This window comes from Stutzerimonas tarimensis (assembly GCF_042648805.1).
Taxonomy (GTDB): Bacteria; Pseudomonadota; Gammaproteobacteria; order Pseudomonadales; family Pseudomonadaceae; genus Azomonas; species Azomonas tarimensis.
The window spans coordinates 22,072-36,002 of sequence record NZ_JBHRXZ010000026.1 but is presented as its reverse complement, the minus strand read 5'-3'; the positions used below and the strand labels follow the sequence as shown (position 1 = coordinate 36,002).

The window sequence follows — 13,931 nt, the reverse complement described above, 5'->3', positions numbered from 1 at the left end:
GACGGCAGCGCACCACAGAATGCCTGCCGCGCCGCAAAAAGGCGCGCTGGTTTGCTTCTTGCATCCCCAGCATCACCTATTTGATGCAGACAGACCATGATCGACGAACCCCTTCAGCGCCTGCTGCTCGAGAACCTGACCACCGCGACGCTGCTGCTCGATGCCGAACTGCGCCTGGAATACATGAACCCAGCTGCAGAAATGCTCTTGGCGGTCAGCGGCCAGCGCAGCCACGGCCATTTCATCAGCGAGCTGTTCACCGAGTCGCCCGAGGCCCTGTCGTCGCTGCGTCATGCAGTCGGCGAAGCGCACCCCTTCACCAAGCGCGAGGCTACGCTGACCTCCGCCAGCGGACACAGCATCACGGTCGACTACGCAGTGACGCCCATCCTTACCCGTCGCCAGACGATGCTGCTGATCGAGGTGTTGCCACGCGATCGGCTGCTACGCATCACCAAGGAAGAGGCGCAGCTGTCGAAGCAGGAAACCACCAAAATGCTGGTGCGTGGTCTCGCCCATGAAATCAAGAACCCCCTCGGCGGCATACGCGGCGCTGCCCAGCTGCTGGCCCGCGAACTGCCCGAGGAACACCTGAAGGATTACACCGAGGTCATCATCGAGGAGGCCGACCGCCTGCGAAACCTGGTCGATCGCATGCTCGGCTCCAACAAGCTGCCGTCGCTGTCGATGACCAACATCCATGAAGTACTGGAGCGGGTCGCCAGCCTGACCGAGGCCGAGAGCCTTGGTAACCTCACCCTGGTTCGCGATTACGATCCGAGCATCCCTGAAGTGCTGATGGATCGCGAACAGATGATCCAGGCGGTGCTCAACATCGTGCGCAACGCCATGCAGGTGCTGAGCAGCGGCTCAGGCTTGAACCTGGGACGCATCACCCTGCGAACCCGGACCCTGCGCCAGTTCACCATAGGCCACACCCGGCATCGCCTGGTCGTCCATCTGGCAATCATCGACAACGGGCCGGGTATCCCGTCCGATCTGCAGAATACCCTGTTCTATCCCATGGTCAGCGGCCGCCCGGATGGCACCGGCCTTGGCCTGGCAATCACCCAGAACATCATCAGTCAACATCAGGGGCTGATCGAATGCGAGAGCCACCCAGGCCATACCGTGTTCTCGATCTACCTGCCGCTGGAAACAGGAGCGACGCCCGCATGAGCCGTAGCGAAACCGTCTGGATCGTCGATGACGACCGCTCAATCCGCTGGGTCCTGGAAAAGGCCCTGCAGCAGGAGGGGATGACTACCCAGAGCTTCGACAGCGCCGACGGCGTGCTCAGCCGGCTCGCCCGCCAGCAACCGGATGTGATCATCTCCGACATCCGCATGCCCGGCGCCAGTGGTCTCGAACTGCTCGCCCAGATCCGCGAACACTACCCTCGCCTGCCGGTCATCATCATGACCGCGCACTCAGACCTGGACAGCGCCGTGGCCTCCTATCAGGGCGGGGCGTTCGAGTATCTGCCCAAGCCGTTCGACGTGGACGATGCGGTCTCGCTGGTCAAGCGGGCCTATCAGCATGCCCAGGAGCAGCAAGGCATGCATACGCCGCAGGATCGCCCACGCACCCCCGAGATCATCGGCGAAGCGCCGGCAATGCAGGAAGTGTTTCGCGCCATCGGCCGGCTTTCGCACTCCAACATCACCGTCCTCATCAATGGCGAGTCCGGCACCGGCAAGGAGCTGGTGGCCCATGCCCTGCACCGCCACAGCCCCCGCAAGGCCTCGCCGTTCATTGCGCTGAACATGGCCGCGATTCCCAAGGACCTGATGGAGTCAGAGCTGTTCGGCCACGAGAAGGGCGCCTTCACCGGCGCCGCCGCGCAGCGCCGCGGCCGCTTCGAGCAGGCCGACGGCGGCACCCTGTTTCTCGACGAGATCGGTGACATGCCGGCCGAAACCCAGACCCGCTTGCTGAGGGTCCTCGCCGACGGCGAGTTCTACCGGGTCGGTGGCCATACGCCGATCAAAGTCGATGTACGTATCATTGCCGCTACCCACCAGGACCTCGAAGGGCTGGTCCAGGCCGGCAAGTTCCGGGAGGATCTGTTCCATCGACTCAACGTGATCCGCATCCACATCCCGCGGCTGGCCGATCGCCGCGAGGATATCCCGGCCCTGGCCAACCACTTCCTGGCCCGTGCTGCGCAGGAGCTCTCGGTGGAGCCCAAGGTACTCAAGTCGGAAACCGAGGAATACCTGAGCAAGCTGCAGTGGCCGGGCAATGTCCGCCAGATGGAAAACACCTGCCGCTGGATCACGGTAATGGCGTCCGGCCGCGAAGTGCTGGTCGAGGACCTGCCACCGGAACTGCTCAATCAGCCGACCACCGCCCAGCCGGCGCACAACTGGGAACAGGCGCTGCGCAACTGGGCGGATCAGGCCCTGGCACGTGGTCAGCAGAACCTGCTGGATAGCGCCGTACCGACCTTCGAACGGATCATGATCGAGACGGCGCTCAAGCACACCGCTGGCCGCCGCCGCGACGCCGCCCTGTTGCTGGGCTGGGGTCGCAACACCCTGACGCGCAAGATCAAGGAGCTGGGCATGCGCATCGACGGTGGCGACGATGAAGAGGGGGACGAGGGCTAGGCGCAACCTGGAAGCCTGAGCACTCACCCGGCGCGGCCACCGACCGGCCGGGTGGACCCTACTCCAGAGTGACCCTGACCTCCAGCTGCCAGTGCTGGCCTTCGGCCTGGCCCCGCCATTCGCCCCGCAAGGGGCGGACCGCGATAAACACCAGTGCCAACCCCTCTTCCGCCGGACGAAGCCGCCAGTTCACCAGCGCGCCCTCGTCCAGGCGCATCTGACCTTCGGCGGCGGCTCCTTCGGCTTGCAATCGCAGGCCAAACAGCCCCTGCTCATGCCCTGCCTGAAGCGCGGGCTCGCGATCGAAACGCAGCAGCAGGCCGGCCGGTCCTTCGCTGATTTCCAGCAGCCTGGCAGGGTCCGGCGATACCAGCCTGCCGAGCATCAGCCCCAGCAGAAAACCGATCAATACCAATGCCGCGAAGAAGCGCCAGCGCAGGCGCCGCTTGCTCGCCTCGACCTCGCTAGAATGGGCATCCTTTCTGTCCCGGGGATCCCCCATGTTTCACGTCATCCTCTTCCAGCCGGAAATCCCACCCAACACCGGCAACATCATCAGGCTATGCGCCAATACCGGAAGCAGCCTGCACCTGATCGAGCCGCTGGGCTTCGAGCTGGACGACAAGCGCCTGCGACGAGCCGGCCTGGATTACCACGAATACGCCAACCTCAGGCGCTACCCCGACCTGGACAATTGCCTGGCGGCGCTGGATGTCGACCAGACGCGTCCCTCGCGACTCTTCGCCTTCACCACCAAGGGCTCGCAGCCGTTCCATGAGGTCTGCTACAGACGCGGCGACGTGTTCCTCTTCGGCCCGGAGAGCCGCGGCCTGCCCGCCGAGATTCGCGATGCGCTGCCCGCCGAGCAGCGGGTGCGCCTGCCGATGCGGGCCGGCAATCGCAGCCTGAACCTGTCCAATACCGTGGCGGTGGCGGTCTATGAAGGCTGGCGCCAGCTCGGATTTCCCGATAGCTGAGCCCGAGGCCTAGCTATTCGCCGATGTCCTCGTTCCAGAGTTCGGGGCGGGCGGCGATGAAGCTTTCCATGAGCGCTACGCAAGTGGGGTCCTGCAGCACCTCGACCTCCACACCCCGCGAGCGCAGCAGGTCCTCGTCACCCATGAAGGTCTGGTTTTCCCCAATGATCACCTTGGGGATACCGTAGAGCAGGATCGCGCCGGTACACATCGGACAGGGCGAAAGAGTGGTGTAGAGCACTGCGTCGCGGTAGACACTGGCCGGCTGGCGCCCGGCATCCTCGAAGGCGTCCATCTCGCCATGCAGGATGGCGCTGCCATTCTGCACACGGCGGTTGTGCCCACGACCGATGATGCGGCCCTGATGCACGATCACCGAGCCGATGGGAATGCCGCCCTCCTGCAATCCCAGTTGCGCCTCTTCGATGGCGGCCTGCATGAATGAGTCCATGGTGATTCCTCGCTCAGGGGTGTAGCCGGATCATGCCATAGACGCGAGAACGCCGGGAAAAGCCCCGAGGCCGGAGGCTGGACGAAAAAAGCGCCGGAGGCCGAAGCGCTGGCGCAGGCGCAGGCCATCTGGCCTTGGTCCAGCTTTCCGGCCTCCAGCGCTCCTATCAGCCGCAGACGCTTACTGCACGGAGTTGGAGCCGGCCTCGCCGCCCTGCTGGCGCTGCAATTCTTGCGCATAGAGGGCGTCGAAGTTCACTGGCGCCAGCATCAGCGCCGGGAAGGTGCCACGGATCACCAGGCTGTCCAGGGTCTCCCGGGCGTAGGGAAAGAGAATGTTCGGGCAGAAGGCGCCAAGGGTATGGGACATGGTCGCTTCGTCCAGGCCCTTGATCAGGAAGATACCGGCCTGCTGCACTTCGGCGATGAAGGCAGTTTCCTCGCCGGTCTTGACGGTCACCGACAGGGTCAGCACCACCTCGTGAAAATCGCCTTCGAGCGGCTTCTGGCGGGTATTAAGGTCCAGAGAGACCGCCGGATTCCAGTCGTGGCGGAAGATTTCCGGGCTTTTCGGCGCCTCGAAGGACAGATCGCGCACATAAACGCGCTGCAGGGCGAATTGCGGGCCTTGTCCATTCTGGGCGGCGGCAGCGCCGTTGTTGGCTTGTTCAGTCATCTTTGCGGGCCTTAGCAGAGGGTGGTGTGGGTAAGTCAGGGATTGAGCAGGGCATCCAGTTTGCCGGCACGCTCGAGCGCGACCAGGTTGTCGCAGCCTCCGACATGCCGGTCACCGATCCAGATCTGCGGAACGGACGTCTTGCCGGCCTTGCGAGCCATGTCGGCTCGAACGTCGGGCTTGCCATCCACGACGATTTCCTCGAAGGACACGCCCTTGTCGGCAAGCAGGTGTTTGGCCCGGATGCAATAGGGGCACCAGGCGCTGGTGTAGATCACGATGTCTGGCATATCACTTCACCACTGGCAAGTTGTCACCGCGCCAGCTGGCGATTCCCCCGGCCAGCTTGGCGGCATCGAAGCCCGCCTTCTTCAGTTCGCGGCAGGCGGTTCCGGAATGCTGTCCCATGGCGTCGACCACCACCAGGGTTTTACCCTTGTGCTTGTCGAGCTCCGCCATTCGGCTGACCAGCTTGTCGTAGGGAATGTTCAACGCGTCGATGATATGCCCTGTGGCGAACTCCTTTTTAGCCCGAACGTCCAACACAACGCCCTGGCCGCTGTTGACCAGGGCCGTCAGTTCCCGACTGCTCAGGCTCTTGCCGCCCCGGCGCGTCTCGTGGGCAATAAGCAGGACCAGCAGCACCAGAAACGAGGTGCTGAGCACATAGTGGACAGTGATGAATTCAATCAGGTTGGCGAGCATCAGGGGTTTCCGGGCGATCAAATCGCCGCAGTATACACAGCCCCCCTGGCGCGCTGAACCCTGAGGGACCGTGACCTCGAACCGGCCAGCCGCTAGACTGGCCGCCCTTTCGAACCCTGCGCAAGGAGCCGGAAACCATGACCGCCGTGCCTACCGCCGTGCCTACCGCCGTGCCAAAACCTCTGGTATTGATCATCCTCGATGGCTTTGGCCACAGCGAGACGCCCGATTACAACGCCATCATGGCCGCCCAGACGCCGGTATACGACCGCCTTAGAGCCGAGTACCCCTGCGGACTGATCTCCGGCAGCGGCATGGACGTCGGCCTGCCGGACGGCCAGATGGGCAACTCCGAGGTGGGCCACATGAACCTCGGAGCGGGGCGCGTGGTGTACCAGGACTTCACCCGCGTCACCAAGTCCATCGCCGACGGCGACTTCTTCGAAAACCCGGCGCTATGCAATGCGGTGGACAAGGCAGCCGCAGCGGGCAAGGCAGTGCATATCCTCGGACTGCTCTCCGACGGTGGCGTGCACAGCCACCAGAACCACCTGGTCGCCATGGCCGAACTGGCCACCCGCCGCGGCGCCGAGAAAATCTACCTGCACGCCTTTCTCGACGGACGCGACACCCCGCCCAAGAGCGCCCAGTCCTCCATCGAGCTGATGCAGGCGACTTTCGGACGCCTCGGCAAGGGAAAGGTCGCCAGCCTGATCGGCCGCTATTTCGCCATGGATCGCGATAACCGCTGGGATCGCGTCGAGCAGGCCTACAAGCTGATCGTCGACGGCAGTGCCGAATACCGCTCCGAATACGCCGTGGACGGCCTGATCGCGGCCTACGAGCGCGGCGAGAGCGACGAGTTCGTCAAGGCCACCACCATCGGCGAGCCGGTCCGGGTCGAGGATGGCGATGCCGTGGTGTTCATGAACTTCCGCGCCGACCGCGCCCGGGAGCTGACCCGCGCCTTCGTCGAGGAAGACTTCGACGGCTTCACCCGTACCCGCCGGCCACGACTGGCGGACTTTGTCATGCTCACCCAGTACGCGGCGAACATCCCCGCGCCCAGCGCCTTTGCGCCCGAGTCGCTGGACAACGTGCTCGGGGAATATTTGGCCAAGCACGGCAAGACCCAGCTGCGCATTGCCGAGACGGAAAAGTATGCCCACGTTACCTTCTTTTTTTCCGGCGGCCGCGAGGAGCCTTTCGAAGGAGAAGAGCGCATCCTGATTCCCTCACCGAAGGTGGCGACCTATGACATGCAACCGGAAATGAGCGCGCCCGAGGTGACCGATCGCATCGTCGAGGCCATCGAGCAGCAGCGCTACGACGTCATCGTGGTCAACTACGCCAACGGCGACATGGTCGGGCATACCGGCGACTTCAATGCAGCGGTCCAGGCCGTACAGTGCCTGGATGCCTGTCTCGGCCGGATTATCAGCGCGCTGGACGAGGTCGGCGGCGAAGCCCTGATCACCGCCGATCACGGCAACGTCGAGCAGATGGAGGACGAGGTCACCGGCCAGGCGCATACCGCGCACACCACCGAGCCGGTGCCCTTCCTGTACTTTGGCAGGCGCGAGCTGAGCATTCGCCAGGGCGGGGTGCTGGCCGATGTGGCGCCAACCATGCTGAAACTGCTCGGTATGGAGAAGCCACAGGAAATGACCGGTCGCTCCATCGTCGAACTGAAGTGATCATCGCTTCCTGAGACGCAAAGGCGAACTGCACACAGTCCGCCTTTCCGTCGCATTTGTGCCCTCCCCCCGCCCAGCCGTTCGTTATTTAGGCATACTAGGGCGGTCGCGACTTCTCGATTCAAGTGCCCCAAATGCCACGCATCCTTTGTGCCCTCCTTGCGCTCTGCCTGCTCGGCCCGGCCGTTGCGGCCGACGATCCTGTAGCGACCCGTCAGCAGATCGAGGCGGCCCGCAAGGAAATCGCCGAGCTGCAGAAGCTGCTCAAGCAGGTCGAACAGGAAAAGAGCGGTATCCAGAAACAGCTCGAATCCACCGAAACCGACATCGGCCGCCTCGAGCGGGAAATGGACGAGCTGCGCAAGGAAATGCGCGAGAGCGAGGCCGAGCTGCAGCGCCTGGACGAGGAAAAGACCACACTCGACGGCGCCCGTCAGGAACAGCAGCGCCTGGTGGCGATACAGGCGCGGGCCACCTACCAGAACGGTAGGCAGGAATATCTCAAGCTGCTGCTCAACCAGCAGAGCCCCGAGAAATTCAGTCGCACCCTGACCTATTACGATTACCTCAGCCGCGCACGCTTCGAGCAGATCGAGACCTTCAACGAAACCCTGCGCCAGTTGGCCGAGGTAGAAGCCGGCATCACCCGCGAGCAGGCCCGACTGCAGACGCAACAGGCAGGGCTCGACGAACGCCGGGAAAAACTGGTGGCGGTGCGCCAGGAGCGCCGCGAGCACATCGCCCGGTTGGACAGGGACATCTCCGGTCGCGAGCAGCGGATCAAGACCCGCGAGCAGGAGCGGCAGGAGCTTGAACGGGTCCTCAAGACGATCGAGGAAACCTTGGCGCGCCAGGCCCGGGAGGCCGAGGAGGCACGTCAGCGAGCCCTGGCCGCCGCACGCGAGGCGGAGGCCAGGCGTAGCGCCGGCGCCCCTGCCAGCGCCGCAGCGCCTCTGGTGTCAGCCGCCGGAGCGAGCTTCGGTGGTCCCTTCCAGCAGGCCAAGGGCAAGCTGCCCTGGCCGGTCGATGGCCGTCTGGTGGCCCGCTACGGCAGCCCGCGCAACGGCGATTCCCGTACCAAGTGGGATGGCGTGCTGATTGGCGCCGACGCAGGCGCTACGGTGCGTGCCGTGCACGGCGGCCGCGTGGTGTTCGCGGACTGGTTGCGCGGGGCCGGACTTTTGGTGATTCTGGACCACGGCAATGGTTACCTGAGCCTGTACGGCCACAACCAGAGCCTGTTGCGTAACGCGGGCGACATCGTCAAGGCTGGCGAACCCATCGCCACCGTCGGCAACAGTGGCGGCCAGGACAGTGCCGCCTTGTATTTCGCCATCCGCCAGAACGGCCGCCCGAGCGACCCGGCGCAATGGTGTCGTGCACAGGGCTAGTGCGCCCTTACCTTCTGGAGTTCGTCATGCCGCAGTTGCGCTACTTCGCTTGCCCTACCGCTCTTGCCCTGGCCCTTCTCGGGGCATCCGGCGCCTGGGCCCAGCAGCCTCCGGCAGAGGATCCGCACGGCCTGATTCCAGTCGAGGAAGCGGTGGGCCCAGGGCAGAAGGCGCCCCTGCCGCTGGACGAGCTGCGCACCTTCGCCGAGGTGATGGACCGGATCAAGGCCGCCTACGTCGAGCCCATCGACGACAAGACACTGCTGGAAAACGCCATCAAGGGCATGCTCGGCAACCTCGACCCGCACTCGGCCTATCTCGAGCCCCAGGCCTTCAGCGAGCTGCAGGAAAGCACCAGCGGAGAATTCGGCGGGCTTGGCATCGAGGTCGGTCTCGAAGACGGCTTCCTGCAGGTGATCTCGCCCATTGACGACACCCCGGCCTCGCGCGCCGGGGTCGAGGCCGGTGACCTGATCATCCGCATCGACGGCCAGTCGACCAAGGGGCTGTCACTGACCGAGGCCGTGGAAAAGCTGCGCGGCAAACCGGGCAGCCGGGTCACCCTGACCCTCACCCGCGACAGCGGACAACCCTTCGACCTCAGACTCGAACGCGCGGTAGTCAAGGTGCGCAGCGTACGCTCGCAGATGCTCGAGCCAGGCTACGGCTACTTGCGCCTGACCCAATTCCAGATGAACACCGGCGAAGAGGTCAGTCGTGCCCTGGGTCGACTGAGGCAGGAGAACGGCGACAAACGCCTGACCGGTCTGGTGCTGGATCTGCGCAACAACCCCGGCGGCGTCCTGCAGGCGGCGGTGGAGGTGGCCGACCACTTCCTCAGCGAAGGGCTGGTGGTCTACACCAAGGGGCGCATCGCCAATTCCGAACTGCGCTTCTCGGCCGACGCCGCCGACCCCAGCGAGGGCGTCCCGCTGGTGGTGCTGATCAACGGCGGCAGCGCCTCGGCGGCGGAGATCGTCGCCGGCGCCCTGCAGGATCACAAGCGCGGCGTGGTGATGGGCACCGACAGTTTCGGCAAGGGCTCGGTACAGACGGTGCTGCCGCTGAACAACGACCGTGCCCTGAAGCTCACCACGGCGCTCTACTACACCCCCAGTGGCCGCTCGATCCAGGCCCAGGGGATCGTCCCGGATATCGAGGTCGCGCGCGCCCGGCTGACCCGCGACGAAGCTGCCGAAGGGGTGCGCGAGGCGGATCTGGCCGGACACCTGGGCAACGGCAATGGCGGCCCGGATCGCCCCAGCGGCAGCGCACCGGCCAGCGAAGTCGAGCGCCCGCAGGATGTCGACTATCAGCTCGGCCAGGCCCTGAACCTGCTCAAGGGGCTGAACTTCACCCTCAACAAATGACCCGAGAGCGCCTCAGGACCAGCGCCGCCCGTGCCGCTCGAGCATGTGTCGCGCCTGGTCCGGGCCGCTGGTGCCGGCCGGATAGGGGCGCGGGCGCCGATAGTAACCTTGCCAGCCCTTGAGGATCGGATCCACCCAACGCCAAGCCGCCTCCACCTCGTCATGCCGCATGAACAGCGTCGAGTCGCCTTCGATCACATCCAGCAGCAGCCGCTCGTAGGCATCCCAGCGCCGGGTCTGGCGAAACGCATGGGCCAGGTTCAGGTCCAGCTCAACCTGTTCGAGTGACATTCCCTTGCCGGGCGTCTTGGCCATCAGCTGCATGCTGATGCTCTCTTCGGGCTGCAGGCGGATCACCAGGCGGTTGGCCAGGCTACTCTGGAACAGCATGTGCGGCACCGGCTTGAAGTGGATGACGATCTCCGAGTATTTTTTCGCCATGCGCTTGCCAGTGCGCAGATAAAAGGGCACGCCGGCCCAGCGCCAGTTGTCGATCTCGGCATGTACGGCGACAAAGGTCTCGGTGGCGCTGTCGTTGTCCACATGGCGCTCGAAGTAGTAAGCAGGGACATCATGGCCGCCGATCTGCCCGGCAATGTACTGCCCGCGCACGGTCTTGTCCTGCACGTCCAGCCCGGTGATGGGCTTGAGCGCCTCGAGCACCTTGACCTTCTCGTTGCGTACCGACTCGGCGTCGAAGCGGACCGGCGCTTCCATCGCCACCAGGCAGAGCAGTTGCAGCATGTGGTTCTGCATCATGTCGCGCATGGCGCCGGCGTTGTCGTAATAGCCGCCGCGATCTTCCACGCCCAGCGTCTCGGCCACGGTGATCTGTACGTGATCGATGTTTGCCGAGCGCCAGATAGGCTCGAACATGGAATTGGCAAAGCGCAGGGCCATCAGGTTCTGCACCGTCTCCTTGCCCAGGTAATGGTCGATGCGGTAGATGCGCGGCTCGGCAAACACCCGGCCGATCGAGCGGTTGATTTCCAGGGCCGAGGCCAGGTCATGACCGATGGGCTTTTCCAGCACGATGCGGGCCTGCTCGCCTGCCAGCCCGGCAGCTTCCAGGTTCGCCGCGATGGCCTCGAACAGCCGGGGGGCGGTCGCCAGGTAATACACCCGTACCCGGCCCTCCACGTGCCCGAGGTAGTGGGCCAGGCGAACGAACTCGCCGCGCTGGCTGGCATCCATGGAAAAGTAGTCGAGCCGGTCGGCGAAGCTTGCCCACATCTCCGGATTGAAATCGCTGCGGGCGATCTGCGCCCGGCAGTGGCGCTCGGCCAGGGCCAGGTAGGCGGCACGGTCCAGTGACTGGCGAGCCAGGGCCAGGATACGCACCCCCTTGTGCAGGCGCTTTTCACGATGCAGGTGATACAGGGCCGGGATCAGCTTGTGCAACGTCAGATCGCCTGTACCGCCAAACACGAGCATGTCGCAGGAAACGGACACGGGAAGTTCTCCTAGAAGTTTGACCGGGCGTCGCCGCGCTTCATGTAGTATAACTACAAGCACACTACCATCCATTGGACCGCCGTTTAGCCGGCCTGTCCACTGTCGATAGCGAGCCTGCCCGTGAACCTGCTGCAACACATAGCCCAGTCGAGAAGCACACTACGCAAGTCCGAGCTGAAGGTGGCCGACTACGTGCTGCTCGACCCGGCCTCGGTGATGCATAGCTCCATGGCCGACCTGGCCGCCGCCGTGGGCATCAGTGAACCCACCATCGTGCGCTTCTGTCGCGCCATCGGCTGCATGGGCTTTCAGGATCTCAAGCTGAAGCTGGCCCAGAGCCTGGCGGCCGGCGCTTCCTTCGGCCAGTTCGCCATTCACGAGGACGACTCGGCCGTGGAGATCAGCCAGAAGATCTTCGACACCACCCTGCATACCCTCATGGAGGTACGCGAAAGACTGGACCCGGAAGCACTGGAGCAGGCCATTCGCGCCTGCGCCGCGGCCGACCGGGTGGAGTTCTACGGATTCGGCGCGTCCGGGGCGGTGGCCACCGACGCGCAGCACAAGTTCTTCCGCCTGCTGCTCAATGCGGCGGCCTACTCCGACCCGCACATGCAGGCGATGTCGGCGGTGACTCTCAAGCCCAACGACGTGGCGGTGTGCATCTCGCAATCGGGACGCTCGAAGGACCTGCTGATCACCGCCAATGTGGTACGCGAGTCAGGCGCCACGCTGATCACCCTGTGCCCGAGCCAGACCCCGCTGGCGGACCTCGCCACCGTCAACTTGGCCATCGACGTGCAGGAGGACACCGAAATCTATACCCCGCTGACCTCGCGCATCGCCCACCTTGTGGTGATCGATGTCCTCGCCATGGGCGTGGCCATGGCCCGCGGCCCTGCCCTGGTCAACCACCTCAAGAGCGTCAAGCGCAGCCTGCGCAGTCTTCGCCTGTCGCCCAAGACGGTGAAGAATCAGGACGCCGGCTAGACAATTCGTCGGTGGCGACGAACTGTTGCTCCTCCGAGGCCACATAGCTTCAAGCACAGCCGCATCCAGCAGCTGTCCCGCCCGCCGTTGTCCGCCGCTCGCCGGTGCAGCGCGCCCACTGGAGGTCCCATGCCGTTGAACGGAAAAGTCCAGCTGATCGCCTACCCCAACCGCATCGGAGCAGACCTGGCCGACCTGGCAGGCTTCATCGAACGTCGCCTCGGCGGCGCCATCGGCGGGGTGCATGTGCTGCCACCTTATCCGTCCAACTCCGACGGCGGGTTCTCACCCCTGACCCACAAGGAGATCGATCCGATCTACGGCAGCTGGGATGATCTGGAGCGACTCGCCGACCGTTACGATCTGTGCCTTGACCTGGTGCTCAACCACCTGGCCGATGACTCGCCTGAGTTTCAGGACTTCATCGCCAAGGGCAATGCTTCCGCCTATGCCGGCCTTTTCGTCGATGTCGACAGCCTGGGCGAGATTACCCAGGAAGACCTCGAGCGCATCCACATACGCAAGGAGAAGGAGCCGTTTCGCCAGGTGCATTTTGCCGACGGCAGCCACGGGCGGGTCTGGTGCACCTTCACCGAACGCCAGGTCGACCTTAATTACGGGCGGCAGGAGGCCTTCGACTACATGGCCGACACCATCGCCTTTCTCGGCCAGCGCGGTATCCGCCTGCTGCGCCTGGACGCCTTCGGCTATACCACGAAGAAGATCGGCAGCACCTGCTTCCTGGTCGAACCCGAGGTCTGGCAGATCCTGCGCTGGTTTCGCCAGACCGCTGCCGAACACGGCATCGAGCTGCTGCCGGAAGTGCATGACCATCCGAGCTACCAGGTCGCCATCGCCCGCGAAGGCATGTGGGGCTACGGCTTCGCCCTTCCGCCGCTGCTGCTCTACACGCTGCTGGACCACAACAGCAGATACCTCAAGTCCTGGCTGCGTGCCTGCCCGCGCAATCTGGTGACGGTACTCGATACCCACGACGGCATCTGCATTCCCGATGTGGAAGGCATCCTGCCGCCGGAACAGCTCAAGGCACTGATCGACAACGTCTCCGAGCGCAGCGCCGATCCCATTCTGCGACGCTCGGCCGCCAACCCCCACAGTGTCGGTGCCATCTACCAGCTTGCCTGCACGTTCTATGACGCCCTGGCGCGTAACGACGAGGCTTACCTGGTCGCACGAGCCATACAGCTGTTCGCCCCCGGCATCCCGCAGGTTTACTACGTCGGGCTGCTGGTGGGCTGCAACGACGATGAGCTGGCCGAACGTACCGGCGAGGTACGCGACATCAACCGGCGCTTCTACTCTGTCGAGGAGGCCGACGCCGCGCTCGACGCTCCGCTGGCCCAGCGCCAACTGCAGCTGATCCGGCTACGCTCGACCCATCCGGCGTTTACTGGGGAGTTCGAATTGCATTCTTCCAGCGACTCCAGCCTGTCCATCGGCTGGCGCCAGGGCGAGCATTTCTGCCACCTGTTCGTCGATCTGGGGTTCCGCACCCTGACCGTCACCTGCAGTGACGAAGCCGGCCGCCAGACCAGCTTCCGCATCTGAGCAGGCTTCACGAAACTGTTATCCGGCTGTCCGCGGCTG

General features: G+C 64.4%; 14 protein-coding genes. 8 read left to right on the top strand and 6 right to left on the bottom strand.

Going from position 1 to position 13,931, the window contains the following annotated elements; all coding sequences use genetic code 11:
* Positions 1–96: 96 nt before the first annotated feature.
* Positions 97–1,179, top strand: coding sequence for a nitrogen regulation protein NR(II) (gene glnL, locus ACFOMF_RS16610; protein WP_386366948.1), 1,083 nt, complete (start codon positions 97–99; stop codon positions 1,177–1,179).
* Positions 1,176–2,612: a nitrogen regulation protein NR(I) gene (gene ntrC, locus ACFOMF_RS16605; protein WP_386366946.1), complete on the top strand. Its 1,437-nt coding sequence runs from the start codon at positions 1,176–1,178 to the stop codon at positions 2,610–2,612. The genes glnL and ntrC overlap by 4 nt, the downstream gene beginning before the upstream one ends.
* 58 nt (positions 2,613–2,670) lie before the next feature.
* Here the strand turns inward: ntrC and ACFOMF_RS16600 are convergent, their stop codons facing one another.
* Positions 2,671–3,114, bottom strand: a complete 444-nt coding sequence (locus ACFOMF_RS16600) for a hypothetical protein (protein WP_386366944.1) — start codon at positions 3,112–3,114, stop codon at positions 2,671–2,673.
* Here ACFOMF_RS16600 and ACFOMF_RS16595 point away from each other — a divergent pair.
* Positions 3,113–3,589 carry a tRNA (cytidine(34)-2'-O)-methyltransferase gene (locus tag ACFOMF_RS16595; protein WP_386366942.1) on the top strand — a complete coding sequence of 159 codons (477 nt, stop codon included), beginning with the start codon at positions 3,113–3,115 and terminating at the stop codon, positions 3,587–3,589. The two genes, ACFOMF_RS16600 and ACFOMF_RS16595, sit on opposite strands and share 2 nt — an antisense overlap.
* A gap of 13 nt (positions 3,590–3,602) precedes the next feature.
* Here the strand turns inward: ACFOMF_RS16595 and ACFOMF_RS16590 are convergent, their stop codons facing one another.
* From ACFOMF_RS16590 to ACFOMF_RS16575, 4 genes are all read right to left on the bottom strand, one after another.
* Positions 3,603–4,040: a nucleoside deaminase gene (locus tag ACFOMF_RS16590; protein WP_386366940.1), complete on the bottom strand. Its 438-nt coding sequence runs from the start codon at positions 4,038–4,040 to the stop codon at positions 3,603–3,605.
* Positions 4,041–4,220: 180 nt separating this feature from the next.
* The gene (gene secB / locus ACFOMF_RS16585; protein WP_386366938.1) at positions 4,221–4,715 is read right to left on the bottom strand and encodes a protein-export chaperone SecB; all 495 of its coding nucleotides are present in this window, start codon (positions 4,713–4,715) and stop codon (positions 4,221–4,223) included.
* A gap of 35 nt (positions 4,716–4,750) precedes the next feature.
* Entirely contained in the window at positions 4,751–5,005 is a 255-nt protein-coding gene (grxC, locus tag ACFOMF_RS16580) for a glutaredoxin 3 (protein ID WP_386366935.1), read from the bottom strand.
* 1 nt (position 5,006) lies between these two features.
* Entirely contained in the window at positions 5,007–5,420 is a 414-nt protein-coding gene (locus tag ACFOMF_RS16575) for a rhodanese-like domain-containing protein (RefSeq protein ID WP_386366933.1), read from the bottom strand.
* A gap of 146 nt (positions 5,421–5,566) precedes the next feature.
* On the opposite strand from ACFOMF_RS16575, the gene gpmI reads away from it, so the two are divergent.
* The 3 genes from gpmI (at position 5,567) to ACFOMF_RS16560 (ending at position 9,878) form a co-directional block, all read left to right on the top strand.
* A complete protein-coding gene (gpmI, locus tag ACFOMF_RS16570) occupies positions 5,567–7,117 on the top strand; it encodes a 2,3-bisphosphoglycerate-independent phosphoglycerate mutase (RefSeq protein WP_386366973.1) in 1,551 nt (516 codons plus the stop codon).
* Between the two features lie 134 nt (positions 7,118–7,251).
* Positions 7,252–8,508 carry a murein hydrolase activator EnvC family protein gene (locus ACFOMF_RS16565; protein WP_386366931.1) on the top strand — a complete coding sequence of 419 codons (1,257 nt, stop codon included), beginning with the start codon at positions 7,252–7,254 and terminating at the stop codon, positions 8,506–8,508.
* Between the two features lie 26 nt (positions 8,509–8,534).
* A complete protein-coding gene (locus ACFOMF_RS16560) occupies positions 8,535–9,878 on the top strand; it encodes a S41 family peptidase (RefSeq protein WP_386366929.1) in 1,344 nt (447 codons plus the stop codon).
* Positions 9,879–9,890: 12 nt separating this feature from the next.
* Here the strand turns inward: ACFOMF_RS16560 and zwf are convergent, their stop codons facing one another.
* Complete coding sequence (gene zwf, locus ACFOMF_RS16555; RefSeq protein ID WP_386366927.1) at positions 9,891–11,330, bottom strand: glucose-6-phosphate dehydrogenase; 1,440 nt, start codon at positions 11,328–11,330, stop codon at positions 9,891–9,893.
* Between the two features lie 123 nt (positions 11,331–11,453).
* On the opposite strand from zwf, the gene hexR reads away from it, so the two are divergent.
* Together hexR and gtfA are read left to right on the top strand one after the other, a co-directional pair.
* Positions 11,454–12,323: a transcriptional regulator HexR gene (hexR, locus tag ACFOMF_RS16550; protein WP_386366925.1), complete on the top strand. Its 870-nt coding sequence runs from the start codon at positions 11,454–11,456 to the stop codon at positions 12,321–12,323.
* A 129-nt stretch (positions 12,324–12,452) separates the two neighbouring features.
* Positions 12,453–13,892: a sucrose phosphorylase gene (gene gtfA / locus ACFOMF_RS16545; RefSeq protein ID WP_386366923.1), complete on the top strand. Its 1,440-nt coding sequence runs from the start codon at positions 12,453–12,455 to the stop codon at positions 13,890–13,892.
* Positions 13,893–13,931: the final 39 nt, after the last annotated feature.

Coding starts and splice junctions, on each gene's coding strand:
- ACFOMF_RS16595 (WP_386366942.1), top strand. CDS start 3,113: ATGTTTCACGTCATCCTCTTCCAGCCGGAAATCCCACCCAACACCGGC.
- ACFOMF_RS16565 (WP_386366931.1), top strand. CDS start 7,252: ATGCCACGCATCCTTTGTGCCCTCCTTGCGCTCTGCCTGCTCGGCCCG.
- ntrC (WP_386366946.1), top strand. CDS start 1,176: ATGAGCCGTAGCGAAACCGTCTGGATCGTCGATGACGACCGCTCAATC.
- ACFOMF_RS16560 (WP_386366929.1), top strand. CDS start 8,535: ATGCCGCAGTTGCGCTACTTCGCTTGCCCTACCGCTCTTGCCCTGGCC.
- ACFOMF_RS16600 (WP_386366944.1), bottom strand. CDS start 3,114: ATGGGGGATCCCCGGGACAGAAAGGATGCCCATTCTAGCGAGGTCGAG.
- ACFOMF_RS16590 (WP_386366940.1), bottom strand. CDS start 4,040: ATGGACTCATTCATGCAGGCCGCCATCGAAGAGGCGCAACTGGGATTG.
- gtfA (WP_386366923.1), top strand. CDS start 12,453: ATGCCGTTGAACGGAAAAGTCCAGCTGATCGCCTACCCCAACCGCATC.
- secB (WP_386366938.1), bottom strand. CDS start 4,715: ATGACTGAACAAGCCAACAACGGCGCTGCCGCCGCCCAGAATGGACAA.
- grxC (WP_386366935.1), bottom strand. CDS start 5,005: ATGCCAGACATCGTGATCTACACCAGCGCCTGGTGCCCCTATTGCATC.
- ACFOMF_RS16575 (WP_386366933.1), bottom strand. CDS start 5,420: ATGCTCGCCAACCTGATTGAATTCATCACTGTCCACTATGTGCTCAGC.
- glnL (WP_386366948.1), top strand. CDS start 97: ATGATCGACGAACCCCTTCAGCGCCTGCTGCTCGAGAACCTGACCACC.